Source organism: Sphaerochaeta associata, from assembly GCF_022869165.1.
GTDB classification, from domain to species: Bacteria; Spirochaetota; Spirochaetia; order Sphaerochaetales; family Sphaerochaetaceae; genus Sphaerochaeta; species Sphaerochaeta associata.
The window spans coordinates 2520609-2534013 of the sequence record NZ_CP094929.1; the positions used below are offsets into that span (position 1 = coordinate 2520609).

The window sequence follows — 13405 nt, forward strand, 5'->3', positions numbered from 1 at the left end:
GCCAGCTACTATCGGTCACATGACCATACACTTGATATCCTGCTGCCTCGAAGAGGGAAACCTCAGCTACCCCCTTGGCGCACTCTGCATTCAAAGCGCCGTACTTTCTCATCTTGAAAACGAGCAGTGCATCCATCACGCTTTCACGCTTGCCGATGATCCCGTTGCATCAGCACAGTCGATACCCCTCGCTTCCTTGGATGTAGCAGGACTTTCGGTATATCTCTGGAATAGAGGTTGGATGGACACGTTCGCCCTGACCCTGAAGGCCCGCAACCCGTCCCTCCATCTCTTTGCCGGCGGCCCGGAGGCAACAGCAAATCCGGCATCCTTCGATTTGGGTCTCTATGATTTCCTCATCCTCGGGGAGGGAGAGGAAACGGTCATACAAGCCCTCAAACACATCAAGGAAGGAAAAATCCCCCGGCTTCCAGGCGTACTCTCCCGAACCAATGCCTTCGGTATCGCACCCAGTCCCAGACTCGACCTCCTGTCTTCACCGCTTTTGAGCGGTCTTGCCGACCCGTTTCTCTCCCCCGGTGCATCGGTATTATGGGAGATGACCCGCGGCTGTCCCTTCCATTGTTCGTTTTGCTTTGAATCGCGTGGAGAACGCAGCGTACGGCACTTCAGTTTCGAACGGCTTGAAGCTGAACTCGATTACCTGGTCGCCCATGAAGCAGGAGAGGTCTATGTCCTCGATCCTACCTTCAATATGGATAAAAAGCGGACCATTGCCATCCTGGCAATGCTTGAGAAGAAGCAGGCTCCAATCCATTTTGTCTTTGAAGTGAGGGCCGAGCTGCTTGACAACGCTCTTGCCGATGCTTTTGCCAGAATCGACTGTTCGTTGCAGATAGGCTTGCAGTCGACCGACAAGAAAGTTCTTGAAGCGGCTAACCGGGTGTTCAAGGCAGACCAGTTCGCCAAGAAAATCCAGCTGCTCAACCAACGTGGCATCGCCTTCGGTCTGGACCTTATCATCGGCCTTCCCCATGACAGCCTTGCCTCCTTTACCAAGAGTCTGGACTATGCCATGCTGCTCAAACCCAGCAATCTAGACATTTTCCCCCTTTCTTTGCTTCCTGGAACCCTGGTCAGCGACCAAGCGTCCTCCTACGGCATCGTAAGCATGGAACAAGCACCTTATACCATTCTACACTCGCCGACGTTCAGTGAATCGGATCTGAAGCAGGCGATGAGGCTCAAGAGTGCGTGCGACCTCTTCTTCACCCAAGGACAGGCAGGTATGTGGATGCACAAGCTATGCGAGGCAACCGGCCGAAAACCATCTTCGCTGCTCACCCTCTTTGATTCCTACCTCTCTTATTATAAGGAGAAAATGAAGCCAGAGGATGAAGAGCCCGATGTATTTACTCTCCAGGAGGCTTTTGTTGTCAGCCTTCTTAAAAAACTGGGAAACCAGCGCTACCTGAAGCCGATGCTCTCATACATGGAGTTGCATCAGGGAATTGCGTTCTTCCATATGTATCAAGAGAGTCCCACCATCACACTATCATACCCGCTTGAGCAGCTTGCACTGCTCGACACTATGTCCCTTGATGATTTTCTGGCATCCCATGCTGAGTCTGAAGAGATACGGCTCTCCATCCACAGCACCGATGAGGGGGAACTCTATTTTCTTCCTGTCACCGAGTAGCGTTGGGAAAACTTCTAGTTGAGAACCAACAAAAAATCCCGTACAGTATGAGTAAGGAATGAAACCAGTGAAATATGTGAATCATGCAATCCGAGCAGCTCTTCTGCTCGCTGTTTTATTTGTAGCTTCCGGGTGCACCGTCACCGAGGCTCTGACTTTTACCAATACACCGTCACATGCATCTGCATTCGACTTTACCGTTGAGGATTTCTTCATCGCGGTCCTTCAGGATTTCAGTGAGTTTGTTCCCCCTGAAGGTGATCAATCCCTGATGGACAAGGCCATTGCCGATTTCGAGCGGGCTCTCGATTACAGCCCGACCACGGACAACGTCAGGATGACCAAACTCAATGACAATGCATACCAAGGAACTTTCACGTTCAGGAACCTGCAACAGCTGTTCAGTGACCTGGGAGCGGGAAGCAATCAGAGTTTGTTGAAGATGGAGAAGAACAGCATGTCATTCTTCCTCTCCATGGATAACTACGACCAGCTTGTTCCTGTCATTCCTTTTTTGGCGGATGAGAATTTTGAAGCGTTCGGCCCGGTATACAACCAAGGGCTCAGTGAAGCAGACTACCTGGAAATGATCAGCTTCATGCTCGGAGAGGAGGGGCCACCCGCAATCGAGCAATCTTTCATCACCATGAGGGTTGAAACGCCCACGCCCATTACCGGCTATACCAACGGCAGGAAAATCTCCAATACCCTCTATGAGTTCAGCTTCCCTCTTATCGACTTCCTTCTGCTGGAAAGTCCCATCACCTTCTCTGTCAGCTGGAAATAAGGCAGACAACCCACAAAATGTCAGAAAGGCAGCAGAAACCTGCTGCCTTTCATATTTTCCCTTGGTTGGAACGATTATACATTGAAGCGGAAATGCATGATGTCACCGTCCTGCACCACGTACTCCTTGCCTTCCATCCTGAGTTTTCCTGCTTCCTTTACCTTCTGTTCGGTCTTGTACAGAAAAAGGTCTTCACAATTGAACACCTCTGCCTTGATGAAGCCCTTTTCGAAGTCAGAATGGATGACACCGGCGGCCTGGGGGGCCTTGTAGCCTGCATGGAATGTCCACGCACGGTCTTCATCAGAGCCGGCAGTAAAGAAGGTACGCATTCCCAGCGTATGGTAGGCACTGCGGATGAGCTGGTTCAACCCGGATTCCTTCAACCCCACCGCCTCAAGGAACTCGCGCTTCTCTTCCTCGGTCTCCAACACGGCAATCTCAGATTCAATCTTGCCGCAGATGACCACCACTTCCGATCCCTCGGCTTCGGCGATGGCTCGTACGGTCTTGACATATTCATTCTCCTCTACGATGCCGTCTTCATCGACGTTGCATACATAGATGACAGGCTTGAGGGTGATGAGGTGCAGGTCATAGACCATGGCTAGCTCCTCTTCCTCCAGCTTCAGTGACCGCGCTGATTTTCCATCCTCCAGGCACTCTTTCAATTTGGTGAGAACGGGAAGTACTTTCTCGTTCTCCTTCTGTGCTTCCTTGCTCAAGCGGGTGAGCTTGGCCTGCTTCGCCCAACGGTTGGTCACCGTGTCCAGATCGGCGAGGGCCAGCTCGATGTTGATCGTCTCAATGTCACCTGCCGGATCGATTTTGTTGTTGACATGGATGATGTCGCTGTCGTCGAAGCACCTGACTACATGGGCGATGACCCCCACCTCCCTGATGGAGGCCAGGAAGCGGTTGCCCAAGCCCTCCCCCTTGCTTGCTCCGGCGACCAAGCCTGCAATGTCTACAAACTCGAAGGTGGCAGGGACTACTTTTGCAGGAGGAATCAATGCAACAATCTTATCAAGACGTGGATCAGGAACGCTGACAATGCCCACATTGGGGTCGATTGTACAAAAAGGATAGTTCGCAACTTCGGCAGGAGCTGCCGTCAAGGCTGAGAAAATCGTCGACTTACCAACATTGGGAAGCCCTACTATGCCGCAATTTAAACCCATTATTTACCTCATTCTCGGCTCATTGGAGCCAGCAGGGGAAGTGTAGCACATATTGACTTGCACGTTAACCAGCCCTATAGTCAACAGCAATGGGTATTGAACAGTTCATCGGCTCCGAGGAGCCTGTTTCCAAAGGGAAACGTGTCTACGAAATCAAGGATGAAGACCAAAGGGCGCTCCTGCTCATCCTTGTTCCTCCAACAGAATCAGACCAAGGGGCAAAGCGAAGAGCCGAAGAGCTCAAGGCTCTTGTCGACACCATGGGAGCTCTCACCGTTAGGACTGAGTTCATTCCCTTGCGCCAAACCAACAGCGCCACGCTCATCGGCAGCGGCAAAGTCGCAGCCATCAAGCTCTTGGTGGAGGAACTGGAAATTGATGTCGTCATTTTCGACCAAGGCATCAACCCCCGGGTACAGCGCAACCTTGAGAAGGAGATGGAAACCTGCGTCATCGACCGTGATGAGGTGATCCTTCAGATTTTTGCCGATCGCGCCGCAACCAAGGAAGCCACCTTGCAGGTGGAGCTCGCCCGCCTTGAATACTCGCTGCCCAGGCTGACCCGCCGGTGGACGAACCTCAATCGTCAGCAGGGCGGTGTCAAGGGCACCAAGGGTGAAGGAGAGACGCAGCTCGAGCTCGACCGAAGGCAGATCCAGGACCGGATCGTCGCCCTCAAGCAGATGCTTGAGAAAGTGGTGCAGCAACGCACCATCCAGCGCAACCAGCGACTCAGTGGAAATATCCCCACCGGAGCCATTGTAGGCTACACCAACAGCGGCAAGTCCTCGCTGCTCAATGCGCTGACCAATGCCGGAGTACTTGTTGAAGACAAACTTTTTGCCACCCTCGATCCGACGACCCGGATGGTCAAACTACCCGGAGGGGAGGAAATCTTGCTCTCCGATACCGTAGGGTTCATCAGCGATCTGCCGCACAACCTCGTGAATGCCTTCAAGAGCACGCTCGAGGAGGCCAAATATGCTGATTTCTTGATTATCGTCTGTGATGCTTCCCATCCTGATATGATTGCAAGCTACACCACCACCGTCCAGGTACTGGAGGAGCTTGGCTGCACCGACAAGCCGGCAATCGTACTTGCGAACAAAATGGACAAGGTGGAGGATGCGTTTGCAGTTTCGCGTCTCAAGTCCCTGTATACTCCGGTACTGGAGACATCCATCAAAACCGGAGCCGGACTGGACACACTCCTCACGCAAATAGGCATCACACTTCACGAGCTCTGTCCCACGACAACCTATTTGATACCCAATTCACGGCACGATTTGGTCGCCCACATCCACCGGTTCGGCCAGGTTGAGAGCATCGACTACACTGAAGAGGGAATCCTGGTGAAAAGCCGCATCCAAGAGAGATTCCAAGGGCAGCTGCATCCCTTCAGATACGAACAATAAAAAGTGGGTGCCACCCCGAAAGGAAGCACCCATTTGCAATATCCGAACGTCCGTAGACGATTAGTTGAATCTCCACAGAGCTCCTACATATCCACTGAAATGGAAGCTGACGTCAGGCAGAAGCCAGAGGCCGGGGGCTATGCGCAAATAAAAATCAAGGGGAACATCATTGTTGTCAAGACTGTACATGACTCCGACGGGAGCAATGGCAGCAAGACCGAGCTTTGCACCCGACTTAATGGGGATTCCGACATATGCACCGCCACCGACGGTTACATCGAATTTTGCTTTCTCTATCTCGAACTCCGTCACCTTGTAGTTGGCTGCAACATCAAAGGAGAGGTATCCGTCAAGGAAACCAAAACCAAGATTTCCTACGATATCAAAATCATTCATTCTATACTGTACACCCACACCGGTATTGGTACCGAGGTTGAGACCTACAGCAAGATCACTCTTGGCTGCACCACCTGTGGCGGCAGTTACAGGAACTACAATAAGGGCTACCAGAATTAGAGCTAGTAATACTTTCTTCATACGCATTCTCCCTTTGTAGGACTCTCTCCTACGTTGTGATGTTTTCTTGAATATACCACATGCTACTATTCTTGAATAGGCGGCCATCCGTGGAACAGCTCAATAAGCCAGGATTTCACTCGGGGACAATGAACCACTAGCGTTTTTCAACAATCCTCGTTACCATACACTCACGGAGGAAGTGTAAAATATGAACAGACATCTGACTGTACGTGGGACACTAATCGGCATTGCAGGACTCTTGGTCATTACCGCAAGTTCCATGTATGTGGCTTTACGTATGGGAGCCCTTCCTTGGCCCACCATCTTCGTCACGGTTGTCAGCATGGCCGCCTTGCGAAAGGCAAAGGGATCCACCCTGCAGGAAATCAATGTCACCCATACCATCATGAGCAGCGGGGCGATGGTCGCCGGAGGACTTGCCTTCACACTGCCGGGTCTTTGGATGCTGGACCCGACGGCAAACTTCTCCATTCCCAGCCTCCTGGTGCTCACAGTAGTGGGAGCCATTCTGGGAACCCTGTTTTCTTCACTCTTTCGTAAAAAACTCATCGAAGAAGAAGCTCTTCCATACCCGATGGGTATTGCCAGCTACAACACACTGCAAGCGGGAACCAAGGGAGGGAAAGGTGCAAAAACGCTCTTTGCCTCTATGGGAGGTTCCGTCATATTCACTGTATTGCGTGATGGATTCGGAAAAATCCCTGCGCTGCTCACCCTCTACGGCGGGAGTGCCGTCATCCCCTCGTTCTCCATCTGGGTCTCCCCCATGGCAATGGGTATCGGAGCCATCATCGGTCCGTTGTTCGCCTTGCTCTGGTTCGGAGGAGCCATCTTCGGCTACTACATCCTCACCCCGATCGGCATCTCCCAAGGCCTGTTCGCCTCCATGGCCGAGGCTGATGTTTTCAGGTCCAACCTGGGTATCGGGCTGATGATCGGAACCGGTCTGGGAGTCTTCTTCAAAGCCGTAGCATCAAGGCTGAGCGCACAAAAGAAGCTCGAAGAGAAACAGGGAGGACTTCCGGCTTCCAGCCGCCTGATGATCATCCTCATACTTTTCTTTGCCGTCATCCTTCTCGCCCTGGGAACCGAGCTCGGCCTTATTGAAGCGCTGGTCCTCATGGCAGGCATCTACTTGGCGACCTATCTATCGGGCATGCTTACCGGACAGACCGGCATCAACCCGATGGAAATCTTCGGAATCCTCGTTCTCTTGGTCATCCAGCTCATCTCCAACCCTTCTCTGATAGCATCATTCAGCATCGCCGCCATCGTAGCAGTGGCATGCGGCCTGACCGGGGACGTCATGAACGACCTGAAGAGCGGGTACCTGCTCAAGACCGATCCAAGGCAGCAAATCCTTGGAGAGGGCATCGGAGGGGTCATCGGAGCCATCCTCTCGGTCTTCGTGCTCCTGATCATGAAGGCTGCCTTCGGCGGCTTCGGTACCGCAGAGCTTCCCGCTCCCCAGGCTGCAGCAGTCTCGGCGATGGTCGGAGGACTACAACATATTCCCGCCTTCCTCATCGGTCTTGGCGTAGGATTGGTTCTCTACTTCTCCAAACTTCCCAGTGCAACCCTCGGCCTTGGAGTCTACCTGCCTATTTACATCTCTTCGATCATGGGCCTGGGAGCACTCTTGTCGGTTCTCATGAACAAAGTGCTGTTCAGAAAGCACGGCAAGGAAAAAATTGGTGAAGAGACCGGACTGGTAGCCAGCGGCCTGTTGGGAGGCGAGGGAATAACAGGTGTGGCGATTGCTATTCTTTCGATGTTTAAATAGGTATACTGTCCACTATGGAACAAACCAAACACCTACCCCTCTCCCTCTATGGGCTGGAGGCGGAGACAATCGCAGAAATATTGTCCCTTACAAAGAACTTCCAAGCCAAGCAAATCTTCAATTGGCTTGTCAAGGGAGTATATACCTTTGAGGCCATGACTGACCTGCCCAAGGCGGAACGGGAAAGGCTTTCCTCACTGATGAGCAGCGCCTGCTCCTCGAGTATTCACACATCCGAAACCGATGAGAGCGGAGCCACCAAGATGGGTATCCGCCTTCATGACGGCAAGGTGGTTGAATGTGTCCTGCTTGTCGACAAAAAGGGTCGGCACACAGCCTGTCTTTCCAGCCAGGTCGGATGCGCCCAGGGGTGCACCTTCTGCCGAACCGGCACGATGGGCCTCTTTCGCAACCTCAGCGCAGAGGAGATCATCGAGCAGTACATCCACCTGCTGTCTGCAAGCAAGCAGCCCATTACCCACATCGTCTATATGGGAATGGGAGAACCACTTGCCAATATTGCACCTGTGACCCGCTCGATCCGGTATTTCCACAACCCCAAAACCTTCAACATCAGCCTCAGACGCATAACCGTCTCCACCTGTGGCGTTGTTCCCGGCATTCTCAAGTTGGCCGAACAGAAACTGCCGGTCAAGCTGGCAGTCTCGCTCGTCAGTGCCGACAACCGGCTGCGCGATCGGATCATGCCGGTCAACCAGACCTGGGACATCATGACGCTGAAGAAAGCCTTGCTGCACTATCAGCGGCTCGGCGGCAAGCGATTTACCATCGAATATTGCATGTTGGGAAATACCAACACCGATGAGATCAGTGCAAAGAAACTTGCCAGCTATGTGAGAGATTTGGATGTAATCGTCAACCTCATCCCCTGGAACCCTGCCGAGGAGCTGCCTTACCAGACCCCGACGGAAGAGGAAATCGATCACTTCACCCTGTTGCTCGACCGCCTGCACGTCAACTACACCCGCCGTCGTTCACGAGGCAGGGAGATCAACGGAGCCTGTGGACAGCTTGCTGTGCCCATCAACAAAGGGCTTGATTTGGACTATGAAAGCATGGTTGACGAGGATGACGAATAGAACTGTCGGTCAAAGCGGAGTTTGAGCACCAAAAGCATGAGCAAAACTCCGCTAAGGACCATGAGAACGCGCATGGACACTACATCCGACAAGGGCCCGAACAGGGCCATGCCCAGAGGGAGCGCTCCGCTGTACATGATGTTGAGAAATGCAAAAATCCTGCCTTGCATACTTGTATCGGTTCGTTGCTGAAGCAGTGTCATGGTAGCCGTCTGCACCATGGTAAGTGCAATTCCATAGATTGCCATGAGAGCCAGGTAGACGATGAAGCTGTCGATCAGGCCCATACCGATGGCAAGTATCCCGAAAGCACTCATCCCCGCCAGAAATGACGTAACCTGATTCTTGAATCCGCCCCAGGTGCTCATCAATACCCCGCCCAGGCTCATTCCGGCAAAGCCGACCACCTCTACAATGGTCATATACGCATAGCTCTCCTTGTAATAACGAGTCACAAACAAGGTGGCAAGAAAACCTGCAGGAACCGCCAGGAAAATAAAGAGGCCGTGTACCATCAGCATTTTTCCGACCCAACGGTTTTGTAATGCATACACAGCACCTTGCTTGACATCCTGAAACAAGGAAGTCTTGCCTGTCTGCTTTTTCTCGTGTGGAATGAGAAGAAATGCGAGCAGGCAGATTCCGACCACGGCTGTACTTACGTCAAGCAACAACGTTGAGCGAAGGCTTGATAAGGTCAGAAAGGCTCCCGCAGCAAAGGGTGAGGCAAACTGGACCAAGGATGTCAGAGCAGCATTGAGACCATTGAAACGCATCAGTTGTTCGGCTGGTACCAGTAAGGGAATCATGGATGCAACGGCCGGAATCTGTACGCCGCTGCCTGCAGAACGGACTATGGAAACAACCAGAAGGGCATAGAAAACGGTGGTATCGGAGTCGAGGCGCGGCACCAGAAGCACCAAGGCAAGAGTGGCTGCGGCGATCACAGCATCGCTGGCGATAATCAAATATTTCTTATTGCACCGGTCCGAGAGAGCCCCCGATACAAACGAGACCAAAAACTGCGGGACGAAGGCACAGAGGGTCAGAGCCGACACCCACACTCCCGAAGAGCTCTGCAGTGTTATATACCAGACAAGCGCAAACTGGACGATCGAAGAGCCGAACAGGGTAATTCCCTGGCTTGCCAAAAACAGGATTGTTTTGGTTTTCCAACCTTGCATATACGCACCTCCATTGCTGAAATACTGCAAGTATAGCGACAATCAAAAGTCTGGTGGTTCAGTGGAGGGTTCCATCAGATGCATAATTTTCAACAACAGTTGTTCCATCTGCAAGGCATCGGCTTTTGCCGCTTCCAGAGAGATCAGAAGCCGATCACAAACAGAGATTATGTCCTCGGAGGGTGCAGGTGTATTAAGAATCGTCTCAAGCTCGGATTCTCCGGCATCTTCGAGCCCGTTCATCAATCTCAGAATCGACATAAGCGAGTAATTGGCCAGTCTGAGCGTACGGATGATCGAAAGGCGCTTCAGGTCCTCGCCGTCATAGATGCGATACCCATTCCTGCTGCGTTTTGTCTGGATCAGACCATTGAGCTCCCAGTTGCGCAGTGTATCGATGGTGAGGCCCAATCTCAGTGCCGTCTGCTTTCTGGTAAGAGCGACCGGGCAACCGATATGATCGCTGGCAAGCAGTGAGGCGACATCACTGACTGCCGAGCGTGCTCGCACTATCTCCTCTTCAAGGCTCGATGCATACGCGGCAGTTGCATCCAAGGCTCCCTCCAAATCCAAGTCGGCACTCCGTCGCAGGATGTACAACGCTTGGTCACGCAATCCATGCTGCAGGATCTCCGATCGGAGGGACAAACGCGTGAGCTGCATCTGAATCACATGGATGTCGGTGAAAACCCGATAGCCATTTGCTTTTCGTTCCGAGCAGGTGATGAACTGGAGCCGCTCATAGAGGCGTACGGTATTCGGATGCACATGGGCCAGCGAGGCCAATGCCTTTGTCGTGTACGTTTGCATATCAAACTCCCATTCTGCCAAGCTACCACCAGCATCCAACACCATCAAGCAATCTGCACAAGGAAAAAGGCTGTTTCAAGGTTTCCCCTGAGACAGCCTTCCATCGTTAATCTATGACTACCCTATTTCTCCAGAACAGCCTTGATTCTCCTCACACCGGCGGAGGAAGACTGCTCCTTGAGAATCTTGAACCGGCCCATCTGACTGGTATTCTGCACATGGGGGCCTCCGCACACTTCCTTGGAGTAGTCGCCGATAGAGTAAACCTTGACCTGCTCGCCGTACTTGCTGTCAAAAAATGCGATGGCACCCTGCTCCTTCGCCTCTTCCAAGGTCATGGTCTCACAGACAACCTCAAGGTTCTGGCTTATGGCCTCATTTACCATGTCCTCCACCCTCTGGATCTCCTCGGCTGTCATGGGAGCGGGATGCGTGAAGTCAAAGCGAAGTCGCTCGACGGTGATGTTCGAACCTTTCTGGCCGACATGTTCGCCCAAAACGGTACGAAGCGCCTTATGCAGCATGTGGGTTGCCGTATGCAAGGCGGTGGTTTTATCACTATGGTCGGCGAGACCTCCCTTGAACTGCTGTTCCGAACCGCTTCGGCTGATCTCCTGATGCTTCTCAAAGGCTTCCTTGAACCCTGCCTCATCAACGGTAAAGCCGTGCTCGGAAGCAAGCTCTTTGGTCAGCTCGATCGGGTAACCGTAGGTATCGTACAGCTTGAAGGCGGTGCGACCGCTGATCTGGCGGCTGTTGCCCTTCAGCAGGTTGGGAAGCATTTTCTCAAACTCACGCTCGCCCTTTGCAAGGGTTTCAGAGAACTTGGCCTCTTCCTGAGCGAGCTCCTTGAGCACAAATTCGCGATTCTCAACCAGCTCCGGATAGGGCACGCCGTACAACTCAAGTACGATGAGTGCGAGCTCGCCGAGGAAAGCCCCCTCGATGCCCAGCTTGTGGCCGTGGCGTACCGCACGCCTGATCAGGCGTCTGAGAATATAGCCCTGTCCCACGTTCGAGGGGGCTACACCCCGCTGATCGCCAAGAATGAACACGCTGGTACGCACATGATCGGCCAGAATGCGGATGGAAACATCATTCTCCTCATCATCACCATAGTGTTTCTGCGAGAGACGTTCGATACCTGCAATAATTGGAGTGAAGACTTCGGTTTCATAGACGGACTTCTTGCCCTGCAGGATGGCAATCGTGCGTTCAATGCCCATACCGGTATCGACACACTTGCGGCTCATCTCCTCATAGGTGCCGTCGCTGTTCTTCTTGTACCCCATGAATACGTCGTTCCAGATCTCAAAGTACTTGCCGCAGGAACAACCCGGACGGCAATCGGGACCGCAGGAAGGACGGCCCGTGTCGATGAACATTTCGCTATCGGGACCGCACGGACCGGTCTCCCCGGCAGGACCCCACCAGTTGTCCTCGCGGGGAAGGAAGTAGATACGCTCGCGGGGAATGCCGAAGCTTTCCCAGGTCTGAGCTGCTTCCTCATCGCGGGGTACAAGATCATCACCGGCGAAAACGGTAACCGAGAGCTGGGAAATATCGAGGTTGAGCCACTTGGTGAGAAACTCAAAGCTGTAGGCTATGGCCTCTTGCTTGAAATAGTCCCCCAAGGACCAGTTGCCGAGCATCTCAAAGAAGGTGAGATGATGGGGATCGCCCACCGCCTCGATGTCACCGGTCCGGATGCACTTCTGGTAATCAGTGAGCCGCTTCCCGCTGGGATGGTCACTGCCCAAAATATAAGGCACCAAGGGGTGCATGCCTGCAGTGGTGAAAAGCACTGTCGGATCGTTTTCGGGAATCAGGGAAGCCCCACTGATTTGAACATGGTCTTTTGATACAAAGAAGTCAATGAATTTTTGCCGTAATTCGTTGGCGGTCAGCTGTTTTTTCATAATATGCAGATAGTAGTCTCGTCGGCAATCGCATGTCAAGGAGCGACTGGTCAGAAGAGGTCGAGTTGCACAGCCTTTTGCCTGGGTTTCCCCACCCCTTCGCGTGTCTTCTTCGCCTGATTGAGCACCCTTGGCAGGTCTTGGCTCTTCTTGATGATGAACACCCTGCTCTGGTTGGCGAATTGGCGGGGCCATAGGACACTATGGTTGTCCACACTGCTTTGGTAGATGAAGAGGTACTTCTTCTGTTCCAAGGCAAAAGCAGCCTGCCGAACCGCACCTCCCCCGTCCCGGTCCTCGACCACCACCGAAGCATCACTGAGCGCACTCATCAGACGGTTGCGGAGCAGGAAATGCCACTTCTGGGTCACCGTTGCAGGAGAAAAGCGGCTTACTACAGCCCCGGCTTTGGCGATTTCCTGCTGCAAGGCTCGATGTTCGGGAGGATAGCAGGCATTGATGGGTGTACCGATGACCGCGATGGTCGGATACCCTGCAGCCAAGGCAGCCTTGTGAGCAACACCGTCTATGCCCAATGCCAAACCGCTGGCAACCACATACCCGGCTTTTCCCAGCGATTGGGCGGTGCTGAGAGCCAACTGCTTCCCTTCCAAGGAAGGAGAACGGGTGCCTATGACCGATACCGCACACTGACTGAGCAGCCCCACATTACCCTGGACATACAGAAATCTTGGACGAAAGGCAAAGGAGTCAACCTGCCTGGGCCAGTGGGGGCTTTCCCAACCGAGGATTGCGACAGAATCATCCATGGTATCGAAGTGTGGGCGAATTTCGTAATACGCATCGCTGATGAACGAAGCCTCCACTCCAAGCAACTGTGCATAGGTCTGGGCGTGCAACACTAGACTCTCGTTGAGGATTGAGTACTCCATGGCCTTCTCAAAGGCGTAGGAAGCCTTGGCCTCGGCTCCTTTGGAGGCCTTCAGCAATGTTTCGTAATGCAGAGCTTGAAGCTGTATGCTATCCATACGAGCATGGTATCACAAGCAGGAAAGAAAGGGCAAT

The 13405-nt window shown here is 53.0% G+C and carries 11 protein-coding genes; 5 read left to right on the forward strand and 6 right to left on the reverse strand.

The genetic code is table 11. The features are described 5' to 3' along the window. The first annotated feature begins 19 nt into the window (after window positions 1–19). A complete protein-coding gene (locus MUG09_RS11700) occupies window positions 20–1660 on the forward strand; it encodes a B12-binding domain-containing radical SAM protein (RefSeq protein WP_244771609.1) in 1641 nt (546 codons plus the stop codon). 58 nt (window positions 1661–1718) lie between these two features. Beyond that, a complete protein-coding gene (locus tag MUG09_RS11705) occupies window positions 1719–2447 on the forward strand; it encodes a hypothetical protein (RefSeq protein ID WP_244771610.1) in 729 nt (242 codons plus the stop codon). Between the two features lie 74 nt (window positions 2448–2521). On the opposite strand, the gene ychF is transcribed toward MUG09_RS11705, so the two are convergent. Further along, entirely contained in the window at window positions 2522–3628 is a 1107-nt protein-coding gene (gene ychF / locus MUG09_RS11710; protein ID WP_244771611.1) for a redox-regulated ATPase YchF, read from the reverse strand. An 89-nt stretch (window positions 3629–3717) separates the two neighbouring features. On the opposite strand from ychF, the gene hflX reads away from it, so the two are divergent. Then, a complete protein-coding gene (hflX, locus tag MUG09_RS11715; protein ID WP_244771612.1) occupies window positions 3718–5043 on the forward strand; it encodes a GTPase HflX in 1326 nt (441 codons plus the stop codon). A gap of 60 nt (window positions 5044–5103) precedes the next feature. On the opposite strand, the gene MUG09_RS11720 is transcribed toward hflX, so the two are convergent. Next, the gene (locus MUG09_RS11720) at window positions 5104–5580 is read right to left on the reverse strand and encodes a hypothetical protein (RefSeq protein WP_244771613.1); all 477 of its coding nucleotides are present in this window, start codon (window positions 5578–5580) and stop codon (window positions 5104–5106) included. A 190-nt stretch (window positions 5581–5770) separates the two neighbouring features. On the opposite strand from MUG09_RS11720, the gene MUG09_RS11725 reads away from it, so the two are divergent. Then, a complete protein-coding gene (locus MUG09_RS11725) occupies window positions 5771–7366 on the forward strand; it encodes an OPT/YSL family transporter (RefSeq protein WP_244771614.1) in 1596 nt (531 codons plus the stop codon). 14 nt (window positions 7367–7380) lie between these two features. Next, on the forward strand, window positions 7381–8466 hold the full coding sequence (rlmN, locus tag MUG09_RS11730; RefSeq protein ID WP_244771615.1) for a dual-specificity RNA methyltransferase RlmN: 1086 nt from the start codon (window positions 7381–7383) through the stop codon (window positions 8464–8466). On the opposite strand, the gene MUG09_RS11735 is transcribed toward rlmN, so the two are convergent. The 4 genes from MUG09_RS11735 to MUG09_RS11750 form a co-directional block, all read right to left on the reverse strand. Beyond that, window positions 8433–9650: an MFS transporter gene (locus MUG09_RS11735; protein ID WP_244771616.1), complete on the reverse strand. Its 1218-nt coding sequence runs from the start codon at window positions 9648–9650 to the stop codon at window positions 8433–8435. The two genes, rlmN and MUG09_RS11735, sit on opposite strands and share 34 nt — an antisense overlap. Window positions 9651–9692: 42 nt before the next feature. Further along, the gene (locus MUG09_RS11740) at window positions 9693–10460 is read right to left on the reverse strand and encodes a MerR family transcriptional regulator (RefSeq protein ID WP_244771617.1); all 768 of its coding nucleotides are present in this window, start codon (window positions 10458–10460) and stop codon (window positions 9693–9695) included. Window positions 10461–10582: 122 nt separating this feature from the next. Then, window positions 10583–12379 (reverse strand): alanine--tRNA ligase, encoded by a 1797-nt coding sequence (locus MUG09_RS11745; protein ID WP_244771618.1) that lies wholly within the window; start codon window positions 12377–12379, stop codon window positions 10583–10585. Between the two features lie 50 nt (window positions 12380–12429). Continuing rightward, complete coding sequence (locus tag MUG09_RS11750; RefSeq protein WP_244771619.1) at window positions 12430–13368, reverse strand: DNA-processing protein DprA; 939 nt, start codon at window positions 13366–13368, stop codon at window positions 12430–12432. Window positions 13369–13405: the final 37 nt, after the last annotated feature.

Coding starts and splice junctions, on each gene's coding strand:
- hflX (WP_244771612.1), top strand. CDS start 3,718: ATGGGTATTGAACAGTTCATCGGCTCCGAGGAGCCTGTTTCCAAAGGG.
- MUG09_RS11700 (WP_244771609.1), top strand. CDS start 20: ATGACCATACACTTGATATCCTGCTGCCTCGAAGAGGGAAACCTCAGC.
- MUG09_RS11705 (WP_244771610.1), top strand. CDS start 1,719: ATGAAACCAGTGAAATATGTGAATCATGCAATCCGAGCAGCTCTTCTG.
- MUG09_RS11725 (WP_244771614.1), top strand. CDS start 5,771: ATGAACAGACATCTGACTGTACGTGGGACACTAATCGGCATTGCAGGA.
- MUG09_RS11720 (WP_244771613.1), bottom strand. CDS start 5,580: ATGAAGAAAGTATTACTAGCTCTAATTCTGGTAGCCCTTATTGTAGTT.
- ychF (WP_244771611.1), bottom strand. CDS start 3,628: ATGGGTTTAAATTGCGGCATAGTAGGGCTTCCCAATGTTGGTAAGTCG.
- MUG09_RS11740 (WP_244771617.1), bottom strand. CDS start 10,460: ATGCAAACGTACACGACAAAGGCATTGGCCTCGCTGGCCCATGTGCAT.
- MUG09_RS11750 (WP_244771619.1), bottom strand. CDS start 13,368: ATGGATAGCATACAGCTTCAAGCTCTGCATTACGAAACATTGCTGAAG.
- MUG09_RS11745 (WP_244771618.1), bottom strand. CDS start 12,379: ATGAAAAAACAGCTGACCGCCAACGAATTACGGCAAAAATTCATTGAC.
- MUG09_RS11735 (WP_244771616.1), bottom strand. CDS start 9,650: ATGCAAGGTTGGAAAACCAAAACAATCCTGTTTTTGGCAAGCCAGGGA.
- rlmN (WP_244771615.1), top strand. CDS start 7,381: ATGGAACAAACCAAACACCTACCCCTCTCCCTCTATGGGCTGGAGGCG.